Annotated in this window: 17 protein-coding genes; 10 read left to right on the top strand and 7 right to left on the bottom strand. The window is 51.8% G+C overall.

Annotation, left to right across the window (positions count from 1 at the left end):
• The first annotated feature begins 58 nt into the window (after positions 1-58).
• From HC248_RS03185 to lspA, 3 genes are all read left to right on the top strand, one after another.
• Entirely contained in the window at positions 59-1,150 is a 1,092-nt protein-coding gene (locus tag HC248_RS03185) for a bifunctional riboflavin kinase/FAD synthetase (protein WP_168921238.1), read from the top strand.
• A complete protein-coding gene (gene ileS / locus HC248_RS03180) occupies positions 1,114-3,945 on the top strand; it encodes an isoleucine--tRNA ligase (RefSeq protein ID WP_168921237.1) in 2,832 nt (943 codons plus the stop codon). The genes HC248_RS03185 and ileS overlap by 37 nt, the downstream gene beginning before the upstream one ends.
• Positions 3,946-4,025: 80 nt before the next feature.
• Complete coding sequence (gene lspA, locus HC248_RS03175) at positions 4,026-4,544, top strand: signal peptidase II (protein ID WP_168921236.1); 519 nt, start codon at positions 4,026-4,028, stop codon at positions 4,542-4,544.
• Between the two features lie 109 nt (positions 4,545-4,653).
• On the opposite strand, the gene HC248_RS03170 is transcribed toward lspA, so the two are convergent.
• Positions 4,654-5,658: a quinone oxidoreductase family protein gene (locus HC248_RS03170; RefSeq protein ID WP_202882411.1), complete on the bottom strand. Its 1,005-nt coding sequence runs from the start codon at positions 5,656-5,658 to the stop codon at positions 4,654-4,656.
• A gap of 127 nt (positions 5,659-5,785) precedes the next feature.
• Here HC248_RS03170 and HC248_RS03165 point away from each other — a divergent pair, with 127 nt between their 5' ends.
• Complete coding sequence (locus HC248_RS03165) at positions 5,786-6,700, top strand: DMT family transporter (RefSeq protein ID WP_168921235.1); 915 nt, start codon at positions 5,786-5,788, stop codon at positions 6,698-6,700.
• 2 nt (positions 6,701-6,702) lie between these two features.
• On the opposite strand, the gene HC248_RS03160 is transcribed toward HC248_RS03165, so the two are convergent.
• The 4 genes from HC248_RS03160 to HC248_RS03145 all read right to left on the bottom strand — a co-directional run bounded on the left by HC248_RS03160 (position 6,703) and on the right by HC248_RS03145 (position 10,246).
• Positions 6,703-7,671: a hydroxyacid dehydrogenase gene (locus tag HC248_RS03160; protein WP_168921234.1), complete on the bottom strand. Its 969-nt coding sequence runs from the start codon at positions 7,669-7,671 to the stop codon at positions 6,703-6,705.
• Between the two features lie 58 nt (positions 7,672-7,729).
• On the bottom strand, positions 7,730-8,581 hold the full coding sequence (locus tag HC248_RS03155) for a PA4780 family RIO1-like protein kinase (RefSeq protein WP_168921233.1): 852 nt from the start codon (positions 8,579-8,581) through the stop codon (positions 7,730-7,732).
• Between the two features lie 72 nt (positions 8,582-8,653).
• The gene (locus HC248_RS03150; RefSeq protein WP_168921232.1) at positions 8,654-9,448 is read right to left on the bottom strand and encodes an SDR family oxidoreductase; all 795 of its coding nucleotides are present in this window, start codon (positions 9,446-9,448) and stop codon (positions 8,654-8,656) included.
• A gap of 567 nt (positions 9,449-10,015) precedes the next feature.
• Positions 10,016-10,246 (bottom strand): hypothetical protein, encoded by a 231-nt coding sequence (locus HC248_RS03145; protein WP_168921231.1) that lies wholly within the window; start codon positions 10,244-10,246, stop codon positions 10,016-10,018.
• 85 nt (positions 10,247-10,331) lie between these two features.
• On the opposite strand from HC248_RS03145, the gene HC248_RS03140 reads away from it, so the two are divergent.
• The 3 genes from HC248_RS03140 to HC248_RS03130 all read left to right on the top strand — a co-directional run bounded on the left by HC248_RS03140 (position 10,332) and on the right by HC248_RS03130 (position 12,810).
• A complete protein-coding gene (locus tag HC248_RS03140) occupies positions 10,332-11,021 on the top strand; it encodes a DUF4116 domain-containing protein (protein WP_168921230.1) in 690 nt (229 codons plus the stop codon).
• A gap of 71 nt (positions 11,022-11,092) precedes the next feature.
• Positions 11,093-12,073 carry an IS30 family transposase gene (locus tag HC248_RS03135; protein ID WP_168921229.1) on the top strand — a complete coding sequence of 327 codons (981 nt, stop codon included), beginning with the start codon at positions 11,093-11,095 and terminating at the stop codon, positions 12,071-12,073.
• Positions 12,070-12,810: a hypothetical protein gene (locus tag HC248_RS03130; protein ID WP_168921228.1), complete on the top strand. Its 741-nt coding sequence runs from the start codon at positions 12,070-12,072 to the stop codon at positions 12,808-12,810. The genes HC248_RS03135 and HC248_RS03130 overlap by 4 nt, the downstream gene beginning before the upstream one ends.
• Positions 12,811-12,834: 24 nt before the next feature.
• Here the strand turns inward: HC248_RS03130 and HC248_RS03125 are convergent, their stop codons facing one another.
• Both HC248_RS03125 and HC248_RS03120 read right to left on the bottom strand, forming a co-directional pair.
• Positions 12,835-13,710, bottom strand: coding sequence for a DMT family transporter (locus tag HC248_RS03125; protein WP_168923638.1), 876 nt, complete (start codon positions 13,708-13,710; stop codon positions 12,835-12,837).
• 96 nt (positions 13,711-13,806) lie between these two features.
• On the bottom strand, positions 13,807-15,417 hold the full coding sequence (locus HC248_RS03120; RefSeq protein WP_168921227.1) for a gamma-glutamyltransferase family protein: 1,611 nt from the start codon (positions 15,415-15,417) through the stop codon (positions 13,807-13,809).
• A gap of 514 nt (positions 15,418-15,931) precedes the next feature.
• Here HC248_RS03120 and HC248_RS03115 point away from each other — a divergent pair.
• The 3 genes from HC248_RS03115 to HC248_RS03105 all read left to right on the top strand — a co-directional run bounded on the left by HC248_RS03115 (position 15,932) and on the right by HC248_RS03105 (position 18,815).
• Positions 15,932-16,912: an IS30 family transposase gene (locus HC248_RS03115; protein ID WP_168920864.1), complete on the top strand. Its 981-nt coding sequence runs from the start codon at positions 15,932-15,934 to the stop codon at positions 16,910-16,912.
• 94 nt (positions 16,913-17,006) lie between these two features.
• Entirely contained in the window at positions 17,007-17,813 is an 807-nt protein-coding gene (locus tag HC248_RS03110; RefSeq protein WP_168921226.1) for an alpha/beta fold hydrolase, read from the top strand.
• A 12-nt stretch (positions 17,814-17,825) separates the two neighbouring features.
• The gene (locus HC248_RS03105; protein WP_168921225.1) at positions 17,826-18,815 is read left to right on the top strand and encodes a sensor domain-containing diguanylate cyclase; all 990 of its coding nucleotides are present in this window, start codon (positions 17,826-17,828) and stop codon (positions 18,813-18,815) included.
• The last annotated feature ends 50 nt before the right edge of the window (positions 18,816-18,865 follow it).

Raw genomic sequence — 18,865 nt, 5'->3', positions numbered from 1 at the left:
CACATCACAAAAGCCCGTGGCAAATGGCTGCGCCGCTATAAAAACGATAATCAAAGCTATGAAAGTTTTTCGCGGCTACCGCCATTCCCAGCTCGCGCCAGCCTGCGCTTTAACCATTGGCAATTTCGACGGTGTACACCGTGGTCATCAGGCCATGTTGGCACTACTCAGAAACGAAGCCCGGCACCTAGATATTCCCAGTTGCGTGATGAGTTTTGAGCCCCATCCGCGCGACTACTTTGCCGCCAAAGCCAATCGGCCAGAACTAGCACCAGCGCGCATCGCCACCTTGCGCGACAAGCTCACCGAGCTGTCCCGCTGCGATATAGACCAGTGCGTCATCATGCCGTTTGGTGCCGACTTAGCAACGCAAACGCCAGAAGACTTTATCGAAAAAGTACTGGTCGCAGCACTTGGCGTTAAATATCTACTGGTCGGCGATGACTTTCGTTTTGGCGCCAAACGCGCGGGCGACTACGCCATGCTGCAAGCGGCTGGGGCGCGCTTAGGCTTTGAAGTCGCACGTATGAATAGCTATGAAATTCCCGACGCAGCACTCAAAAGCCAGCAGCAAGATAGCAGCCCAGTGCACAGCAGCCGCGTCTCAAGTTCCGCCGTGCGCGAAGCCTTGAGTTTGGGGCAGATGGAACGCGTCACACGCTTGTTAGGTAGGCCTTACAGCATCTCTGGTCACGTAGTACATGGTCGAAAATTGGGGCGCGAGTTAGGTTTTAGAACACTCAACCAACGCTTTTCACATTGGAACCCGGCGGCCAGTGGGATCTTTGCGGTACAAGTCCATGGTCTGGCCGAACACAGCCTACCCGGCGTTGCCAACTTAGGCGTTCGTCCCTCGGTCGATGCCAACGATGTCAATGGTGGTCGAGTGCTGCTTGAGACCAGTTGCCTAGAGTGGCCAGCCGAGCTAGGGCTCGATGGGGCGTACGGTAAGATCGTGCGCGTGGAACTGCTGCACAAGCTGCATGACGAGCTCAAATACGACAGCCTTGAAAGCCTAAAGGCCGGCATCAACCGGGACTGCGACGACGCTAGGGCATTTTTTGCCCAAAACCTCGCGACAACTTCCACCCCCAATACAAGCACAAGCGCAACATGCAAGACCAAAAAATCGATTACCGTAGCACCTTAAATTTGCCAGATACAGCGTTCCCCATGCGCGGCGACTTACCCAAGCGGGAAGCCGGTTGGGTCCAAGAGTGGGAAGACAAAGGCATTTACAAAAAACTGCGCGATGCGCGTCAAGGTGCGGTCAAGTTTGTGCTGCACGACGGCCCTCCGTATGCCAATGGCCAGATTCATATCGGTCACGCCGTGAACAAAGTCCTTAAGGACATGATTGTCAAAGCGCGCCAACTCAAAGGCATGGACGCGATTTATGTGCCGGGCTGGGACTGCCACGGTTTGCCAATTGAAAACGCGATTGAAAAACTGCATGGCCGCAATCTGCCGCGCGCCGAAGTCCAAGCCAAAAGCCGCGCCTTTGCGACCGAACAAATCGCCGGTCAGATGGCTGACTTCAAGCGCTTAGGCGTACTCGGTGAATGGGACAACCCGTATCGAACCATGGATTTCGCGAACGAAGCCAATGAAATACGCGCGCTCAAGCGAATCATGGAACGCGGCTTTGTTTATCGCGGCCTGAAACCGGTTTACTGGTGCTTCGATTGCGGCTCGTCGCTAGCCGAATTTGAAATTGAATACGCTGACAAAAAGTCGCACACATTAGACGTGGGTTTTAAATGCGCCGAGCCAGACAAACTCGCCGCCGCTTTTGGTCTGGCCCATTTATCCAAAGAAGCCTTCGCGGTTATCTGGACGACGACCGCTTGGACCATACCGGCGAACCAAGCCCTGAACCTGAATCCAGAATTAATTTACGCCTTGGTTGACACCGAGCGCGGTATTTTGCTGCTGGCCGAATCGCTAGTGAGCGCCTGCCTAGAGCGCTACCAACTCACCGGCAGCGTGTTGGCCACGACCCAGGGTAAAAATCTGGCGCTGCTTAACTTCATGCACCCCTTCTACGATGTAGACCCCGGCTACCAGCGCATGAGCCCGGTGTTTCTGGCCGACTACGCCACGGCTGACGACGGCACCGGCTTGGTTCATTCCTCACCCGCTTACGGGGTAGAAGACTTTAACTCCTGCGTCGCCAATGGCATTGCCCATGAAGACATACTCAACCCAGTCCAAGGCAATGGCCGCTATGTTGACGAGTTGCCATTTTTTGGCGGCCTGAACATCTGGAAAGCTGCACCACTGGTGATAGACAAACTGCGCGAGCACGGCCGGCTGTTTTCCACCCACGACATCACCCACAGCTACCCACATTGCTGGCGCCACAAAACGCCGGTGATTTACCGCGCCGCCGCCCAATGGTTTATCCGTATGGATGCACCAGGCCCGGCCAGCCAAGGTGTTTTCACCAGCACGCCGGCCAGCAAAAGCCTGCGCGAATTGGCATTGGCAGCGATTGAAGAAACCCGTTTCTATCCAGAAAACGGCAAAACCAGACTACACGGCATGATTGCCGGCCGGCCCGATTGGTGCATTAGCCGCCAGCGTAACTGGGGCGTGCCACTGCCATTTTTCATCCACACCGCTACCGGCGAGCTGCACCCACGCACGATGGAAATCATGGACCAAGCAGCACGCATGGTGGAAGCCGGCGGGATTGAGGCTTGGAGCAATGCCAGCGCCGAATCCATTATTGGCGCAGACGCCGCCGACTACCTCAAAAGCACCGACATACTTGATGTCTGGTTTGACTCCGGCACCACCCACGACCATGTGCTGCGGCACAGCCATGCCGCCCAATCGACTTGGCCGGCAGACCTTTATCTAGAAGGCCATGACCAGCACCGCGGCTGGTTCCACTCATCCTTGCTCACCGCTTGTGCCATGTATGACCACGCGCCCTACAAAGGCCTGCTCACCCACGGTTTCACGGTTGACGGCAAGGGCCGCAAGATGAGTAAAAGCGAAGGCAATGTGATTGCGCCCCAGCAGGTCTCAGGCAAGCTAGGCGCTGAGATTATTCGCTTGTGGTGCGCCTCGACCGACTACTCGGGCGACCTGAGCATTGACGATAAAATTCTGGCCCGGGTTGTCGACGCCTACCGCCGGATTCGCAACACACTGCGCTTTTTGCTCGCCAATATCAGTGACTTCGATCCAACGACACAAACCGTTCCCGTCGATCAGATGTTGGAGATAGACCGTTACGCACTGAGCCGCGCCGCACAATTGCAGGCCGACATTCTGGCGCATTACGAGGTTTATGAATTCCAGCCGGTGGTCTCTAAGTTGCAGATTTATTGCAGCGAAGACTTGGGCTCTTTCTACCTAGACATTCTCAAAGACCGGCTCTACACCTACGCCCCTGATTCACTGGCCCGGCGCAGCGCGCAAACCGCGCTATGGACGATTACCCACGCCATGCTGCGCTGGATGGCGCCATTCTTGAGCTTTACCGCAGAAGAAGCGTGGACGATTTTTGGTAAATCGGAATCTATCTTTTTAGAAACCTATAGCGATTTAGCCAAGCCAGACGAAGCGCTGCTGGCCAAATGGAGCCGCTTGCGCGAGATTCGCGACGCGGTAAATAAAGACATTGAAGCCTTGCGCGCAGACGGCAAAGTAGGCTCATCGCTGCAAGCCGAAGTCACGCTAGAAGCGGCCAGCGCAGACCACGCTTTACTCGCCTCGTTGGGTGAAGATTTGAAGTTTGTCTTCATCACATCAAGCATCACGCTAAAGCCAGGTGAGGCACTCGCCACCAGCGTTAGCACCAGCACAAACGCCAAGTGCGAGCGTTGCTGGCATTACCGCGAGGACGTCGGCGTTGATGCTGCCCATCCAACTATTTGCGGGCGTTGTACCAGCAATTTGTTTGGTGCGGGCGAGACACGCCAATTTGCCTAAAGCAAAAATTCAGCGCAAAAAAAAGAGCAAATAAAAATTCACTGATGCGAGAGCACGGTTCATTTTAAAAACAAAAAATCATGGCCAAAACCACCCTAGTGAGAAAATCATCGTCCACCTCAGCGGCTAGCAGCATGCTGCCTTGGCTGGGGCTAGCCTTGATAATTTTGATTGTTGACCAGTTCGTCAAAGTGCTGGTTGTGGGTTACTTTCGCTTGGGTGATACGAGCTATGTGACCAGCTTTTTTAATTTGGTGCGGGTGCATAACAGCGGTGCAGCGTTTTCTTTTTTAGCCGGTGCTTCAGGCTGGCAACGCTGGTTCTTTACCGCCATAGGCGTGGCTGCTGCGGGCTTTATTATTTGGATGCTCAGGTCGCACGCGGGGCAAAAACTATTCTCGTTTGCGCTGGCCTGCATTTTGGGCGGCGCGCTGGGCAATGTGATTGACCGCAGCATGCACGGCTATGTGGTGGACTTTTTAGACTTTCATTATTTGGGTTGGCATTTCCCGGCGTTTAATGTGGCCGACGCCGCCATCACGATTGGCGCGATTTGTTTGATACTCGATGAATTGCTCAGGGTAAGAAAAAGCCGTTGAACACGGCTTGATGGTTAGTTAGTTAACTATTCACCCAACTAATCACCCAACTAATTCTCTAGCCAGATATCCGGTCAAGCCCTTGGCCAGACCGGATAGACCTTAGCGTCTACAGCGTGAGAATGCTGCAACCAGTTGTCTTGCGCTCTTCCATAGAGCGATGCGCTAGCGCCACGTCGGCGGATGCAAAACGCTGATCAATACGAATTTCAACCTTGCCGCTAACCACCATGTCAAACAATTCATCAGCCATGGCCTGCGTGTTTTCACGCGTGGTGATGTGCGAGAACAGCGTCTGGCGCGTCACATAAATGGAACCCTTGGGGCCAAGAATACCGGGCGAGAATGGCGCGACCGGGCCGGACGCATTACCAAAACTGGCCATCAAACCAAACGGGCTCAAACAGTCTAGCGAGCGGTCAAACGTGTCTTTACCGACCGAGTCGTAAACCACTTTAACGCCCTTGCCGCCGGTGATTTCTTTGACCCGGGCAACAAAATCTTCGGTCGAATAATTAATCACGTGCGCTGCACCCATTTGCTTGGCCAACGCACATTTCTCATCCGATCCCGCCGTGCCAATCAGTTGCAGACCGAGTGCACGGGCCCACTGACAGGCGATCAGGCCAACGCCGCCGGCAGCGGCATGGAACAAGATGAAATCTCCGGCTTGCAGACCGCCTTGGGGCAAGGTGCGGCGCAGCAGGTATTGCGCGGTCAAGCCTTTGAGCATCATGGCCGCACCGGTCTCAAAAGAAATAGCATCGGGTAGCTTGCAGACGCACTTGGCTGGCATTACACGCAGTTCGCAGTAACTACCCGGTGGCTGACTGGCATAAGCAGCGCGATCACCCACTTGAAGGTGGCTCACACCCTCACCAACCGCTTCAATCACACCCGAGGCCTCCATACCCATTTGCAAGGGCATGGGCAACTGGTAGAGGCCGCTGCGTTGATAGATATCGATGAAGTTAAGACCTATGGCTTTGTGGCGAATGCGGATTTCACCAGGGCCGGGTTCGCCAACTTCGACGTCAACTAGCTTGAGCTCTTCAGGACCACCATGCTTATCAATACGAACGGCTTTGGAGATTGTGGATGCGCTAACACTCATGGAAATTTCCTTGTTTTTTTGTCTCTGCTTAATGCGTTGGCCGACGGCCTAACGACTGGCCAGTTATGTTGCCACGAATCGTCAGCGCCTGCCGAGCACAGAACTTACAGCGGTTAGAGTAGCCCATATGAACCAAAGACTGACTCCCGGCACTGCCGCCCTGTTAATCGTGCCGCCATTGCTCTGGGCTGGCAATGCAGTCGTTGGCAGACTGGTCAGCGGTCTGGTGCCGCCCATGACGCTGAACTTTATTCGCTGGGTGCTGGCCTTGTTGATATTGCTGCCGCTGGGCTGGCGCGTGCTCAGGAGCAGCAGCAGTCTGTGGCCCGCTTGGCGGCATTTTGCGTTGTTAGGTCTGCTCGGTGTGGGTTGCTACAACTCACTGCAATACTTGGCGCTAAAAACCTCCACAGCGCTGAATGTGACGCTGGTCGCTTCCAGCATTCCAGTGTGGATGCTGCTGGTGGGTGCAGTGTTTTTCGGCCAGCGCATTCGCCGTCAGCAATTGGGCGGCGCGGCGCTGTCTGTGGCGGGCGTGCTGGTCGTGCTGTCTCGCGGTGACTGGACTTTGCTGACGCAAATTCGCTTGGTGCCGGGCGACTTTTATGTGCTGCTCGCCACTTTGTCTTGGGCGTTTTATAACTGGATGCTGTCTCTCGCCAAAGCGCCAGACGACATTCGCAGCAACTGGGCTGCGCTACTGATAGGACAAATTGTGTTTGGCCTATTCTGGTCAGGCCTGTTTGCCGGCGCTGAGTGGACCTTAACGCCAGCCAGCATCAGTTGGGGTTGGCCACTGATCACCGCCCTGCTCTATATTGCGGTCGGCCCGGCGGTGATTGCTTATCGCTGCTGGGGTCTGGGCGTGCAGCGGGTTGGACCGGCAGTTGCAGGATTTTTCTCTAATCTCGCGCCACTGTTTACCGCTTTGCTGTCAGCCGCGTTTCTCGGCGAGATGCCGCAACTCTTTCACGCGCTAGCCTTTATGCTGATCGCCGGCGGAATTGTGCTGTCGTCACGGCAACGAAAAGTGCGCGCTTAGTCTTAACGCAGCACTTGACGATTAGCGCAGGCTGCATGTTGCATGGATTGACCGCGCAAAAAATCTAACAAATTGCGCGCCGCACCACTGGCCATGCCCGCCAGCGCCGCTGGAGTAGAGGCAGCCACATGCGGCGTGATCACCAAATTTTGCAAACCCCGCAGCGCACTGCCATCAGGCAAGGGTTCTTGCACCGTGGTGTCAATGCCTGCTGCAAACAACTGACCGGTTTGCAAAGCTTCGGCCAGTGCGACTTCATTGACCAATTCACCGCGCGCCGTATTGATCAAAATAGCGCCGCGCGGCATGAGTGCAAATTGCGCCGCACCCAACAGGTTTTTGTTTTGCGCCGTCAGCGGCAAATGCAAGCTGAGCACATCGCTGGTTTGAAGCAGTTGCGCTAGTGACGCGCAAAGTTCAACCCCATGCAGCGGACTAGTTTTGAGCGAAGGGCTAAAAGCCAGCACCCGCATGCCTAGCGCTTGGCAGACAAGGGCAACGCGCCTTCCGACTTGACCCAGACCCACCAAGCCTATGGTTTTGCCTTGCAGCTCTATGCCGTGTTGCAATCGCGACCAGCGGCCAGCATGCACTTCTTTATCCATCCAACTGATACGTCGCGCCGCAGCCAGCAATAAACCTATGGTCATTTCAGCCACCGATGCGGCGTTCACACCGGGTGTAAAAAAAACCGGTATGCCCAGCGCTGTCGCGGCCGCCACATCAATATTGTTGAAACCTACACCGTGCTTAGAAATCACTTTTAGCGTGCAGCTTTTAGCCATAGCCTCAGCAGAAATAGTCACGGTTCTGGCGATGATGGCGTCTACGGCTTGGCTGGCCAAAATAAGGCTTAGCTCATGCGTGCTTTCGGGTTCCTGCATGTAGATCACTTTAGCGCCAGCTTGTTCAAGTAGAACCAATCCCTCTGTGGCCAGTTCGGTTGCAGTAACCAAAACTTTAAAATTCATATGCATTCTTAGTATTTTTTATTCATTCTTCACTGCGATAAATACCTAGTCCATGCGCCTAGCCCATGCGAATAAGGCGTGCACTTTCTTCATCTCTCGCGTCATCAATCTCGCGCATCACACTGCGCATGTCTACGCTGCCTGCTTGCTGCACAAAGCGCCCCGTCAGCACACTCTCCGTTTGTAAAACGCCGCGCTGATACAAGTCCCATATCTCTAAGCCGTAATCAGTGCTGCGCAGTTCAGGCGCAAACTGGGTGAAATAGGCGCGCAAATTAGCCACATCACGCAGCAGCATACGGCTGGCGTGGTTGTTGCCGGCCGCATCCACGGCTTGGGGTAAATCAATAATCACTGGGCAGTCCACACCCGACTCATGGCCGAGCAGAATATTAAACTCAGACAAGTCGCCATGCACAACGCCAGCGCACAACATGCGCACAACCTCCAGCAACAAAGTAGCGTGATGACGGCGCGCTTGCTCAGGGCTAAAGGCCACGTCGTTTAGGCGAGGGGCGGCGTCCCCATTCTCATCCGTCACCAACTCCATGATGAGCACGCCATCACAAAAGTTATACGGTTTAGGCACCCGCACACCAGCATCAGCCAAACGATAAAGCGCATCAACCTCAGCGCTTTGCCAAGCCGCTTCTTGTGCTTGACGGCCAAAGCGAGTGCCCTTAGCCATGGCTCTGGCTTGACGGGTATTTTTAACTTTACGATTTTCGGTGTAGTCCACCGCTTGACGAAAACTGCGTTCAGTGGCTTCTTTGTAGACCTTGGCACAGCGCGTTTCGTCGCCGCAGCGAACCACGAAAACCGTCGCTTCTTTACCGCTCATTAACTGCCTGACGACTGTATCTATCAGACCTTCTTCAATCAGTGCTTGCAATCTTTTAGGTGGTTTCATGCCTGCTATTTTGCGCTATTAAAGCGCCCAGTTTGGGCCGGGTGCCATGGCTAACAAAGACTACCTCAAAAGTTAAAACGTTCCAGAGAAAGCACCGCCATCGGCCAGCACATTTTGACCCGTCATATAGCCCGCGTGGGTGCTGCACAAAAAGGCGCAAATCGCACCGAACTCTTGCGGGTTGCCAAAACGCTGCGCCGGAATATTTTTTCGCCGAGCATCCATGACCTCTTCAATCGGTTTGCCAGACTTAGCAGCCGCACCACTCATGGTGCCGCGCAGACGGTCGGTATCAAACGCACCGGGCAGTAAATTATTAATCGTCACACCTTTGGCGGCCAAGCCGCTGCGCGCCACACCCGCGACAAAACCAGTCAAACCACTGCGCGCACCGTTGGATAAACCCAAAATATCAATAGGCGCTTTGACCGAGCTAGATGTGATGTTGATGATGCGGCCAAAGCCACGCGCAGCCATACCGTCAACAGTGGCCTTAATCAGCTCTATCGGCGTGAGCATATTGGCGTCGACCGCTTTAATCCACGCCTCCCTGTCCCAATCCCTAAAGTCACCGGGAGGCGGACCGCCAGCATTGGTCACAACAATATCAAACTCGCGGCGCACGGCAAATACAGCAGCACGACCTTCAGTAGTGGTGATGTCAGCGGCAACAAACAGCACTTCTGTGCCGGTAGGGCGGCTGGTATCGGCCAGCATTGCTTGTACTGAAGCCGAGAGAAGCTCAACGCCACGCGCAACTACCAACACGTGCACACCCTCTTTAACCAGTGCTTGTGCACAACCCAGACCCAGACCCTTGCTAGCGCCGCAAACCAATGCCCATTTGCCTGAAATACCTAAATCCATATAAAGCCTTTTTATGCGGTGAAACCGCTGTTAATTAAGAGAGGCAATTAGAAAAATCGTTTTATGAAACGACGCATCAAGATTGCAAGAAAAAGTAGGAGCCTAACTCAAGCAGTCAACGAAAGACTGCGGCCAACGCAATCATCGCACCAATGTAGGCCGGCAAATACCGATCGAGATATGTGCCGAGGAATGACGCGCCTAGTGTGAGATAAGTTTAAAAAGTATTACGCATGACTGTAACTTTCCCCGCTTAAACAGACCCGCAAACACAAAGCTAAGCGATGCCAGACACGCAAAACGGGCCGCAATAAAGTCAACATCTAATTTCCCAATAAGCCCCAGCAAAACAGTTACTAAAGGCGTAGCGACACACAAGCGCGCAAGCTTTAGCCACATGAAAGTACTAAGGGAAAGTACCGCGTCACGCACAGATCAATTAGTCAATACTATTTACATTACTTTTTGTACTATTTTGAGACTATATAAATAAAGTCTAAAAACCTGACATCGGTCAATAGTGTTTGAAATGAAAAGTCATGCTTCAAAACTTGCACTGCACAGTGCTCACACATAAAAAGCGTAGTGAATGACAAACCGAAAGGAATAGCAAATGAATCCTGTAAATCTACACATTGCCACCGCCCCTACAACACAGAGTAATTCACCAGTTATTACGCCAATAACGCCAATAGCGCCAGTGCTGTCGCCAATGCTGTCGCCGGTGATGCAGCCAGTGATTTCACCCGTTATTTCGCTAGCGCCCGAGAATCCACGCTCAAATGAATTGTTAGCCACTAGCCGCCACAGTACTCCAGCATTAAGCAGCCATACAGCAATTGCGCTAAGTCCGCAAACACCCAGACTGCATAACGTTGAAATATTGGACAGCAAAAATTCTAGTGCTTCTAGTGCTTCTAGTGCTTCTAGTAAGCCAACGTTTAATGCTATTCCAAAAGAATTTTTTCCTTTGATGGCCAGTTTTTGTGGCGATCAATTTCAGTCTCTCAACAGGGTATGGATAAGCAGTCGCGACAATAAATCTATAGACAACCGCATTCCTAAATCTATGTTGATGACTATGGTCAGCCTTAACGCAATGGTGTTATCAACTCTGCCTATGGGGATGCGAGACTTAAACATATGCAAAGCCGCATTAAAGCAAAACGGCTTGGCATGGCCGCATATTCCAAGAAAATTTCGGGAAGAAGCCCATACAAGTTTGGGTGCTGATTTGGCCATGATCGCGGTGAAAAGCAACGGTTTAGCGCTTGGAAAAATAAAACCACAATTTCATACGCCAGCGTTGCGGGATGCAGCCGTAGCCAACAACATTATGGCTATAGCGTATGTGCCAGAAAACAAGCGCACAGAAAAAATGTATCAGTTAGCTTTGGCACAAGTCATGGGAAACAGCCAACTGATTGCGTTTTTACAACCACATATGCGTACCGCTGAAATGTATGAATTAGCGGTAAAAGAAGGCAACTGTCCCTTGAAATACATACCCCCGGAAATACTAAGCAAGACTATGTTTATGAATCGCGGATTCAAGTCTGAAGTGCAACTTTGAAATTAACCGTACGGGTGGGTGAGATGTGAGAGCATCCAAGCTTCCCGACTACCAAGTCAAAGTTGCCCAGAATGATTTACACACACCTCACCCGTGACGAACGTTACCAGATTGCAATCCTCGTCAAAGCAAACTTCAATCAAAGTGAAATTGCAAAAATGATGGACCGTGATAAATCGAGCATCAGCCGTGAGTTGCGTCGTAACCGCGGTCTACGAGGCTATCGCCCTAAGCAGGCAAATGACAAAGCCCAAGAACGTAGACTTGCCTGCGCCAACAGTCCTAGAGTTGCTGACTCGACATGGGCTGTAGTGGAGGAAAAGTTGGCTGAGGCTTGGAGCCCCGAACAAATCAGCGGCCACCTCGAAGCTCGATGCCAACCCGGTGTTAGCTATGAGAGCATTTACCAGTACATCTACGCTGACAAACGCGCGGGCGGCACCTTGCATAAAACACTGCGTTGCCAGAAGACGCGAAAAAAACGCAGCAGCGGCCGTGAACGGCGCGGCACCATCTCTCGCCAGGTCTCAATAGAACTGCGACCCGCCATCGTGCTTGAGCGTGCGCGCTTTGGCGACTGGGAGGCTGATCTGGTGATTGGTGCCGGGCAGAAGCAAGCCCTAGTGACGATTAACGAGCGTGTCTCTCGGTATTCAATAATTTTCCACGTGCCATTCAAAACAGCGCAAGCCGTAGGGGACGCGTTAATCACTTTACTTAAACCATTCGCTCATTGCGTGCACACACTCACGACAGATAACGGCAAGGAATTTTCTCAGCATGAACGAATAGCTTCTGCGCTGAGTGCAGATTTCTTTTTCGCCCATCCATACGCCTCGTGGGAGCGTGGGGCAAACGAGAATATGAACGGTTTGATTCGCCAGTTTTTCCCAAAGGGGATGCGCTTTAATTGCATCACCGACGATGACATTGCTTTAGCGATGCACAGGCTCAATCATCGTCCTAGAAAATGTTTAGGGTATCGAACGCCGCATCAGGTTTTTATGGAACAGTTAGAGTCCTATCAGCATACGGTTGCACTTCAAGCTTGAATCCGCCAGTCAAATCAAAAGATTTTAAAATTTTGATAGAAGATGCAATTGCTATAGCCGCTAAAAACGACGGCAAAACAGACGACAAAGTTCATTCGATTTATAAAGAATTATGTTTTGAAGCAGACGCTAAATTATTACGCGACGGTCTACTGATAGGCAGCGCTGAAGAAAGACTAAAACTGCGCAGCAGCTTATTGGTGTCTAGCTTTGAACAATTTTTAACCAGCGCCGAGGACTCGCAAGAATCAGCGGTTAATACGAGTAATTTTTTACGTTTTCTTTCAAGCAAAGAGCTTAAAAGTCTGGATGCAGAAGGCGTCTTTAAGGAAGATACTTTTACTATGCAACGCATGATCTCAGGCTTATCGTCAGTCTTTAGCGACAGGCTTGAGAAAAACTGGATCGACAGCGCACAAATAATGCTCATGACTGCGAAACCCACACACACAGACCAGTTTGTCGATGATTTTGTGAAGCTGTCAACGATACAAAAAGAGTTAGATCAGCACAACCAACTGTGGGGCGCGGTCACAGATGGTGCAACGCAGGAGTCGCGTCAAGAAATGGATGACTCAAAGGAGGAATTGATTCAAAAGCTAGGCAACTATCTCGCATTTGAAACGTTAACTCAGCCCCAATTATTGGCGATACAAACTGCACTCCAAACGCTAAAACTACCGCTATCACCAACCTTGCAAACTCAGCTTTCACAAGCAGCAAAAGTGCTTATCTAGCACGTCTTAGTTAGACTGTCTTAGTCAGCGCCGCGCAGATCGGGTAAAAACAAAAATACCGGTGATCACCAGCAGTGTTCCCACGGCAATCCAGACCGTAAACGGCTCGCCCAAAATCAGTACACTCATCAAGATAGTTGACAGTGGCCCCACCATTCCGGTCTGCGCCGCAGCACTCGCGCCTATGCGCTCAATCGCCATCATCACCATAAGTACCGGTGCCACAGTGCATAGCGCAGCGTTAAGAATAGACAACCAAACCACTTCAGGCGCGACCAGTGCTGCGCTTAAAGGCATGAGGATGACAAACTGTAATAGGCACAATACACAAGCAACAGTGCTGGCCAGCCCCACCAGTCTGAGTGAGCCTAAACGTCGCACCATCTCGCCGCTGTAAACCAAATAAACCGCATAGCTGATCGCGCTCAAAAACACCAGCAGTGCGCCCCATGCAGCTCTGCTGCCTAGGCTTGAAATCTCGTGACCAAACACCAACACTACGCCGCAGTAACTCAGCGCCATACCGAGTATTTGCGGCCTAGTCACTTTGCGTTTGTAAAGCACCAAACCCATGATCATCACCAGCGTGGGATTGAGGTAGAGAATTAAGCGCTCAAGCGATGCGCTGATGTAGGCCAAGCCAGCAAAGTCTAAAAAACTCGCTAAGTAATAACCGGTAAAACCCAACCAAGCTACGCCTATCCAGTCTTTGCGTGTGAGAGCCGCTTTGCCGCGGCTGGCCCACCAAGCCATCAACACAAACACCGGCAAGGAAAACAGCATGCGCAGCATGATCAAGGTGACCGCATCCACATCGTAGCGATAGGCCAGCTTGACGATGATGGCTTTGCCGCTAAACCCAATCGCGCCCAGCACGGCTAATACCAAGCCGGTAGTCATTGCGCTTTGCTTGGCTTTTTTATTTTCCAATTGCTGGGCGCTGTCTTCTTTAACTGTATTGATTTCTTGATCTGAAATATTGTTCAAAATTTATCTTTAAAAACCCACGGCTTGGCCATCTCGGCGCGAGTCGCTGGCCGCGACATAACCTTCAACCTTGGGGTTAGCGCCGCGCCAGATGAACTGGCCAGCACCAAAATCTTGGTAGGTATCTTGAATCACTTCCATTTTGTGACCGCGATCGGCCAAGCCTTGAACGGTGGAAGCTTGCATGGCCAATTCAACATTAATTTCTAAGCCCTGATTAAAGCGCCAACGCGGTGCGTCGCATGCGGCTTGCGGGCTTTGCTTGTAGTCGAGCATTCGCACCAAGGTTTGCATATGGCCTTGCGGCTGCATGTTCGCGCCCATCACGCCGTAACTCATGACCGGTTGACCGTCCTTGCTTAAGAAAGCCGGGATGATGGTGTGAAACGGTCTTTTACCCGGTGCGACCTGATTCACACCCGGCGCTAAACTAAAACCGTGACCGCGGTTTTGCAGACTAACGCCAAAACCGGGTTCCACACAGCCCGAGCCAAAGCCCATGTAATTGCTTTGGATAAAGCTCACCATCATGCCGTCCTCGTCGGCGGCGGTGAGATAAATCGTGCCGCCTTTGACGGGATTGCCGGCACCAAAATCTTGTGCTTTTTTCATGTCTATGAGTTTGGCACGCGAGGCGAGGTAGTCGTCATCTAGCATTTGCTCTGGACTCACCTTCATTGCCGATGGCTCGGCAACATATTTGTAGGTATCCGCAAACGCCAGCTTCATGGCTTCAATTTGCAAATGCTGGGAATCCACACCGTCAAGCGCCAGACTGGCTAGATCAAACTTCTCCAATATGCCCAGCGCCATCAGTGCCGAGATGCCTTGTCCATTCGGCGGTATCTCGTGCAAGGTGTAACCACGGTAATCGCGGCCAATCGGTTTGACCCATTCGGGTTGGTAGTTCTCAAGATCTCTGGCCGTCAAACTACCGCCGTTTTGCGCAGAAAATTTCTCTAGCGCTTGCGCAATCTCACCACCGTAAAAGGCCTGACCCTTGGTCTGTGCAATCGCCCGCAATCCGCGTGCTGCGGCTTTGAACTGAAACAGCTCACCGACTTGGGGCGCGCGGCCCCAAGGCATAAAGGCCTGGGCAAAGCCCGGCATGGCGCTTAGCTCTGGTGTTGCAGCAGCCCATTTTTCTTGAATCACGACCGGCAGCAAATAGCCGCGCTCGGCGATTTCAATCGCTGGCTCCATTAAGTCAGCAAACGGCAACTTACCAAATCGCTCACTCAGCGCCACCCAGCTAGCCACCGCGCCGGGAACGGTGACTGCATCTAGGCCGCGCTTAGGCGGGCTGGCTGCGTTGTCACCGTATTTTTGTTTAAAGTAATCCGGCGTCCAGCTTTGTGGCGCGCGGCCCGACGCATTTAGGCCATGCAACTCTTTGCCATCCCACAAAATGCAAAAAGCATCGCTGCCCAAACCATTGCTAACCGGCTCAAGAATCGTCATAGCTGCTGCAGCGGCAATCGCTGCATCGACAGCATTACCGCCCTTGAGCAGCATGCGCAGACCGGCTTGCGAGCCCAGCGGATGCGAGGTAGAGACGACATTGCGGGCAAACACCGGCAAGCGGGTTGAGCTGTAGGGATTGTTGAAGTTGAAATTCATAAAAGGATTATGCGGTGTTAAAAAAATCGGCTTGCCAAACCAAGGACTAGGTGCGTCTATCTAAGCTTTTGCAGACGTCGCCAAACCATTGAGTAGTTTGACGATTTCATCGCGGTTAATCACTAAGTTGGCCGCTTTTCGGAACCGAATATCAGTCCAATACGAGCCCGGTTAGACGCTATTTTGGTGATGATTTCAACGCTTCTCGCATTGATTTTTTATAGTTGGCTATAAAGAGAAAATGGGGTCGCACTCAAGCACTTTTTTTAGCGCCGTATTGCTGTGATTAGTCATTCAGAAATTTTGCTAAGTTTCAGCAGATTCGCACGCAATGTGCCCAATTGAAAATTTTTATGCCTGATTGTTTAAATCGGTTTTCAGTGCGGAGGCATCGCATTACAGGTTTTAATTAGCGCGGATTCAAGTCTGAAGTGCAACTTTGAAATTAACCGTACGGGTGGGTGAGATGTGAGAGCATCCAAGCTTCCCGACTACCAAGTCAAAGTTGCCCAGAATGATTTACACACACCTCACCCGTGACGAACGTTACCAGATTGCAATCCTCGTCAAAGCAAACTTCAATCAAAGTGAAATTGCAAAAATGATGGACCGTGATAAATCGAGCATCAGCCGTGAGTTGCGTCGTAACCGCGGTCTACGAGGCTATCGCCCTAAGCAGGCAAATGACAAAGCCCAAGAACGTAGACTTGCCTGCGCCAATAGTCCTAGAGTTGCTGACTCGACATGGGCTGTAGTGGAGGAAAAGTTGGCTGAGGCTTGGAGCCCCGAGCAAATCAGCGGCCACCTCGAAGCTAGCCACCAACCCGGTGTTAGCTATGAGAGCATTTACCAGTACATCTACGCTGACAAACGCGCGGGCGGCACCTTGCATAAAACACTGCGTTGCCAGAAGACGCGAAAAAAACGCAGCAGTGGCCGTGAACGGCGCGGCACCATCTCTCACCAGGTCTCAATAGAACTGCGACCCGACATCGTGCTTGAGCGTGCGCGCTTTGGCGACTGGGAGGCTGATCTGGTGATTGGTGCCGGGCAGAAGCAAGCACTAGTGACGATTAATGAGCGTGTCTCTCGCTATTCAATAATTTTCCACGTGCCATTCAAAACAGCGCAAGCCGTAGGGGACGCGTTAATCACTTTACTCAAACCGTTCGCTCATTGCGTGCACACTCTCACGACTGATAACGGCAAGGAATTTGCCCAGCATGAACGAATAGCTTCTGCGCTGAGTGCAGATTTCTTTTTCGCCCATCCATACGCCTCGTGGGAGCGTGGGGCGAACGAGAATATGAACGGTTTGATTCGCCAGTTTTTCCCAAAGGGGATGCGCTTTAATTGCATCACCGACGATGACATTGCTTTAGCGATGCACAGGCTCAATCATCGTCCTAGAAAATGTTTAGGGTATCGAACGCCGCATCAGGTTTTTATGGAACAGTTAGAGTCCTATCAGCATACGGTTGCACTTCAAGCTTGAATCCGCCTAGTTTAAATACTGCGGACAATACCAAATACATTCACACTTATTTGATGTTAAATAACAATAAACAGCATAATTTGGAATTATTTGTATGGACATCAACAAGCGAAATAACGTTACCGTGACCGGTCACGGCAACCCGACACTGGTTTACGGCCATGGTTTTGGCTGCAACCAAAACATGTGGGACGCCATTACGCCGGCATTCGAGAGCAGTTGTAAGCAAGTTTTGTTTGACTATGTCGGCTGCGGTGAGTCTGACCTGTCTGCATTTGATGCCCAGCGTTACAGCACGCTAAAAGGCTATGCCCAAGACCTACTAGAAGTCTGTGATGCCCAAGGTGTTACGCAAGACGCGGTCTTTATTGGTCACTCTGTGAGTTGCTCTATCAGCATGCTCGCGTCGATAGCCCGCCCCGGCCTATTCAAACAAATGGTCTGGGTAGGACCTAATCCCTGTTTTGTCAATCAAGCACCAGACTATAAGGGTGGCTTTGAACACCAAGACCTTGAAGAACTACTTGACCTGATGGACCGTAATTTTATGGGTTGGGCCAACTTTCTCACACCCGTGTTGGCGGGAGAAAATGGGGCGAGCGACGCCACCAACACAAGACTCAATAAAAGTTTTTGCTCGACCGATCCACTCACAGCACGCGTCTTTGCCCAAACTACTTTTTTCTCCGACAACCGCGCTGACGTGCCCAAGGTGACCGTGCCTTGCCTAATCTTGCAGCATCGTAAAGATACGCTTGCCCCTTTGTCAGTGGGGGAGTACCTACACCACCATTTGCCGCAGAGCAAACTAGAAATCATGGATGTGGTGGGACACTGCGCCCACATGAGTCAACCCGAGTTGGTGGTAGCAGCCATACGCTCGTTCATTGATTTTTCGTAAACCGCCGTCACCATGACTTTTGATATTTTTTCTGAGCTGCCCTGCGCTGTTTTAGTAACGGATGAACACGAGCGGGTAGTGAGCGCAAACCCCAATTTGAACGCGCTAATTTGCAATGCACAAAATGCGCTGTTCCCTGAGTTCATGGACAGCTTGCTTACCCGTGCATCAAGTATTTTTTGTCAGACCCATGTCTGGCCGTTGCTGCGTCGCAATGGCGAAGTACATGAAGTTTTCCTGCATCTTCATAGACCAAATGGTTCGCCCTTACCAGTCATGACCAACATCAAAAAAACATTGATGAAAGACCAGGTCGTCTACATTTGGTTATTTTTTTTGGCATTAGAACGCAGCCGCTTTGAATCCGAATTACTAGAAGCACGCAAGCGCTCAGAGCAGCTGACGTCCCAACTTCAAGATGCGCATGAACGTCTGCGCGAACTCAATGCACAACTAGAAGCACGTATGGTGGTGACAGAAGACGCCAATCGCTCATTGACTATTCTCACCAACACCGATAGCTTGACCGGGCTAGGTAATCGACGCGCACTTGAATCAGCAGTAGCCAAGCTAGGGCAAGAAAGTGACGCTACGTTCTCCATTTTGATGGTCGATATAGACCACTTCAAAACCGTCAACGACACCTACAGCCACGATCGAGGCGATGACGTTTTGCGCGATGTAGGCCAGTGCCTGCAAGCCGCTGCACGCCAAAGCGATACGCTGGTTCGTTACGGTGGCGAAGAGTTTGCGCTTATTTTGCCAAACTCAGACGCAGAGCAGTCACTGCGTGTAGCCCAGCGCGTGCATGAAATCATTGCCACAGCGCGACCCGGCGGTATAGCCTTAACCGTGAGCATTGGCGCGGCAACCGCTAAGCTTGATAAATCACATGACATACAGCCCACCCTCAAACAGGCTGACGAAGCGGTCTATGCCGCCAAGCATCAAGGTCGCAATCGAACGGTGCACCGCGGTAGTTGGAATAGCACCTCGCTATGAAAGCTACCCAACCACATATTTGTACAAATCTCTATAAATTGACATATAAA

It is taken from the genome of Polaromonas vacuolata (genome assembly GCF_012584515.1).
Lineage (GTDB): Bacteria > Pseudomonadota > Gammaproteobacteria > Burkholderiales > Burkholderiaceae_C > Polaromonas > Polaromonas vacuolata.
Note: the sequence above shows the minus strand (reverse complement) of the source record. Positions and strands in the feature narration are given on the sequence as shown.

Excerpts from the sequence above, each read along its gene's own strand:
- HC248_RS03185 (WP_168921238.1), top strand. The coding sequence starts at position 59 with ATGAAAGTTTTTCGCGGCTACCGCCATTCCCAGCTCGCGCCAGCCTGC.
- ileS (WP_168921237.1), top strand. The coding sequence starts at position 1,114 with ATGCAAGACCAAAAAATCGATTACCGTAGCACCTTAAATTTGCCAGAT.
- lspA (WP_168921236.1), top strand. The coding sequence starts at position 4,026 with ATGGCCAAAACCACCCTAGTGAGAAAATCATCGTCCACCTCAGCGGCT.
- HC248_RS03170 (WP_202882411.1), bottom strand. The coding sequence starts at position 5,658 with ATGAGTGTTAGCGCATCCACAATCTCCAAAGCCGTTCGTATTGATAAG.
- HC248_RS03165 (WP_168921235.1), top strand. The coding sequence starts at position 5,786 with ATGAACCAAAGACTGACTCCCGGCACTGCCGCCCTGTTAATCGTGCCG.
- HC248_RS03160 (WP_168921234.1), bottom strand. The coding sequence starts at position 7,671 with ATGAATTTTAAAGTTTTGGTTACTGCAACCGAACTGGCCACAGAGGGA.
- HC248_RS03155 (WP_168921233.1), bottom strand. The coding sequence starts at position 8,581 with ATGAAACCACCTAAAAGATTGCAAGCACTGATTGAAGAAGGTCTGATA.
- HC248_RS03150 (WP_168921232.1), bottom strand. The coding sequence starts at position 9,448 with ATGGATTTAGGTATTTCAGGCAAATGGGCATTGGTTTGCGGCGCTAGC.
- HC248_RS03135 (WP_168921229.1), top strand. The coding sequence starts at position 11,093 with ATGATTTACACACACCTCACCCGTGACGAACGTTACCAGATTGCAATC.
- HC248_RS03125 (WP_168923638.1), bottom strand. The coding sequence starts at position 13,710 with ATGACTACCGGCTTGGTATTAGCCGTGCTGGGCGCGATTGGGTTTAGC.
- HC248_RS03120 (WP_168921227.1), bottom strand. The coding sequence starts at position 15,417 with ATGAATTTCAACTTCAACAATCCCTACAGCTCAACCCGCTTGCCGGTG.
- HC248_RS03115 (WP_168920864.1), top strand. The coding sequence starts at position 15,932 with ATGATTTACACACACCTCACCCGTGACGAACGTTACCAGATTGCAATC.
- HC248_RS03110 (WP_168921226.1), top strand. The coding sequence starts at position 17,007 with ATGGACATCAACAAGCGAAATAACGTTACCGTGACCGGTCACGGCAAC.
- HC248_RS03105 (WP_168921225.1), top strand. The coding sequence starts at position 17,826 with ATGACTTTTGATATTTTTTCTGAGCTGCCCTGCGCTGTTTTAGTAACG.